Origin of the sequence: Sphaerisporangium sp. NPDC051017 (genome assembly GCF_040683095.1) — a bacterium.
In the GTDB taxonomy this organism is placed as follows: domain Bacteria; phylum Actinomycetota; class Actinomycetes; order Streptosporangiales; family Streptosporangiaceae; genus Sphaerisporangium.
Genome location: NZ_JBFBCI010000139.1, coordinates 1 through 2,758 on the forward strand (window position 1 = coordinate 1; position 2,758 = coordinate 2,758).

Annotated in this window: 4 protein-coding genes; all 4 read right to left on the minus strand. The window is 67.7% G+C overall.

The window, feature by feature from the left end; genetic code table 11:
• Window positions 1–98 precede the first annotated feature (98 nt).
• Window positions 99–701, minus strand: a complete 603-nt coding sequence (locus tag AB0M95_RS40815; RefSeq protein ID WP_363777111.1) for an ATP/GTP-binding protein — start codon at window positions 699–701, stop codon at window positions 99–101.
• Window positions 679–1,035: a DUF742 domain-containing protein gene (locus AB0M95_RS40820; RefSeq protein ID WP_363777114.1), complete on the minus strand. Its 357-nt coding sequence runs from the start codon at window positions 1,033–1,035 to the stop codon at window positions 679–681. Before AB0M95_RS40820 ends, AB0M95_RS40815 begins: the two co-directional genes overlap by 23 nt.
• Window positions 1,032–1,430, minus strand: a complete 399-nt coding sequence (locus tag AB0M95_RS40825; protein ID WP_358526135.1) for a roadblock/LC7 domain-containing protein — start codon at window positions 1,428–1,430, stop codon at window positions 1,032–1,034. Before AB0M95_RS40825 ends, AB0M95_RS40820 begins: the two co-directional genes overlap by 4 nt.
• Window positions 1,427–2,758: ATP-binding protein (locus AB0M95_RS40830; protein ID WP_363777117.1), on the minus strand; the 1,332-nt coding region annotated here is incomplete at its 5' end. The genes AB0M95_RS40825 and AB0M95_RS40830, both read right to left, overlap by 4 nt.

Sequence of the window (2,758 nt, forward strand, 5' to 3'; positions counted from 1 at the left end):
AGCGGCATAGTCGGGTCCATACAACGGCACAGCAAAGGCGCGGCCGGTGTGCGCCGGGCAGCCTGCCGGCGGTGCGGAGCCCTGGTCGGGGTGGGTGGTCACGCGTGCTCCTGACTGCTACGGGCATGCAGGTACTGGACGAGGGCGATCAGCGCGGCGGTGGCCGATGTCCGGTCGCGGGCGTCACAGACGACCAGAGGCGTCTCGTCGAGCAGATCGAGGGCCTCGCGCAACTTCTGTTCGCCGAACGTAGGCGCACCTTCGAAGTGATTGACAGCGACCGCATAGGCCAGGCCGTGTTCCTCGACCATGTCGATGACGGGGAAGGAGCACTCGAGGCGGCGGGCGTCGGCCAGCACCAGCGCCCCCAAGGCTCCGTAGGCAATGTCATGCCATAACTGCTGGAAGCGCTGCTGCCCGGGGGCGCCGAACAGATACAACACCAGGTGGGGGTTGAGGGTGATGCGGCCGAAGTCCATCGCAACGGTGGTGGTGTCCTTGCCGTCGACTCCGGCCAGGTCGTCCACGGCTGCCCCCGCCTGGGTCATGGTCTCCTCAGTACGCAAGGGCGTGATCTCCGACAGGGTGCCGACCAACGTGGTTTTCCCGACGGCGAAGTGCCCCACGACCACGACCTTGACCGCGGTCTGCACGGTGTCGGGCAGATAGACGTTGGTGTCACGCCAGGGCGCGGAGTCCATCGAGCACCTCCTGCAGAAGCTGGGTGTCAGGTCGTGGGGTCGGCGGTGCAGGGGCGCGCGTGATGATGTGGCCGCTGTCCACCAGATCGCCCAGCAGGACCTTGGTGACGCTGACGGGGAGCGACAAGTAGCCGGCGACCTCGGCGACCGACAGTGCGCCTCCCCGGCACAACACGATGAGGTCGCGTTTTTCGGGGCTCAGGCCACTGAGCGACAGGTCGTTGGCGGCGATCACCAGGGACACCAGATCGAAGGTGTTGCGTGTCGGGTAGGCGCGACCGCCGGTCACCACGTACGGCCGCACCAACCCGCTATCGCGTCTGGGCGGAGTCATACGCTGGCGGTGCCCCGCCGGGGCGGACTGGTCAGCTCCTTGCCAAGCCGGTCGACAAGTTTGTGCATCCGGAAGCTGACGACCTCCAAATCCACTCCATGGGTGCTGGATACCGCGAGGTAGGCGCCCGGACCGGCAGCGGTGATCAAGACGTATCCATCGGCGAATTCGACCAGGGTCTGCCGCCACGGGCTCTGTGGATCCGCGCAGAACTCCGCCGTACTGCGGCTGAGCGACTGCAACCCAGCCAGGGCGGCGGCATGCTTATCAGCCTCGTCCCGGCTGATGCCCGCAGAGTGCGCCTTCAACAACCCGTCAGCGGACAGCAAGATCGCATGGCGCGCCTCCGGCATGTTCAAGGCGTCCTCAAGCATCCAGCTCAGCTTGTCGTTCATACCCGCAAATCCCCTTCGTGGTCGGAGTCGTTGGACGCACGGCCGGCCCGGGTGCCGCGTTGGAACGCGCCCAGGTTGGCCGCGGCCTCCTGGGCTGGGCGGTCGGCCCTACCCAGCACGGGCCCTGCGAGCGTCGGCTGCGGCTCGGCCGGTTGACGACGGCGACGCCTGGGCAGCCCGTCGACCAGCCGAGCCTGGGAGGTTTCGGATACCGACCGGCGCATTGGCGCCTCAGGCACATCTGCTACCGAAGGGGTCAGCAACGCATTCGGGAGGAACACCACGGCGCGCACCCCTCCGTAGGGCGAGGCCGAGTCCACCGACGCATGGAACCCGTAGCGTTTGGCGAGCAGGCCGACGACGGGGAATCCGAACTTGGGGGGGTCGCCGAGCTTGGTGACGTCCACCGCCTTTTCGCCGGACAGCAACACGGTCGCCTGTCGCGTCTCCTGGTCGTGCATGCCGACGCCGCCGTCATCGATCACGATGACGGCCCCGTTGTGCATCGCACGAATGCTCACCTCGACCGAGGTATTGGGCTGAGAGTGACGCGCGGCATTGTCCAGCAGCTCCGCGACGGCGAGCACCACCGGCTCGACCACCCGGCCGACGACGGCGGTGTCGATCTGCGCGTGGACCCGGACCCGCCGGTAGTCGCGGATCCGCGAGGTTGCGCCGCGCACCACGTCCTCCACTGGGCAAGCGGCCCGCTGGCGCCCCGGCCACGCCCCGCACAAGACCGCGATGACCTGCGCACGTCGGCCGAACTGCGCGTTCGCGTGGTCGATCTCCAGCAGACCCCCCAGCACGTCAGGGTTGTCATACCGGTCCTGCATGCTCGAGATGGACAGCTGCTGCTCGCTGGCCAGTCCCTGGAGCGCCCGCATCGCGGCCATCAGCGTGGCCCGTGCCGACTGATCGGCGCGCGCCTGCACGGTGTTCAGGCTCTGGGCGAATAGCCCCATCACCATCTCAAGGCTGCGGCCGTACTCCGATCTGGTCAGGTGCTCATGCAGCGGGCCGGGTACCGGGACAGTTTCCTGCTGCAACGACTCCATCAGCGCGGGGAGGCGAACAGTGGCCAGATGCAGGGCCTCCTCGTCCCGGGCGTGCAAACTGCTCGTCAGCCTCGTGCGCAGGGCGGCGGCGCTTCGCCATTGGCGCACCGCCAGGACCACGGCAACAAGCAAGCACATCACCAGACTCCAGAACAACGCCTCCAGCAGCGACATCAGGTCCTCGTAATCGGGTGTGGACGGATGGGGTCCCGCACTGTGCTCGAACTGCCAAGCGCTCTGGCGCGGACCGGACTTCCCACCGGAGCACGG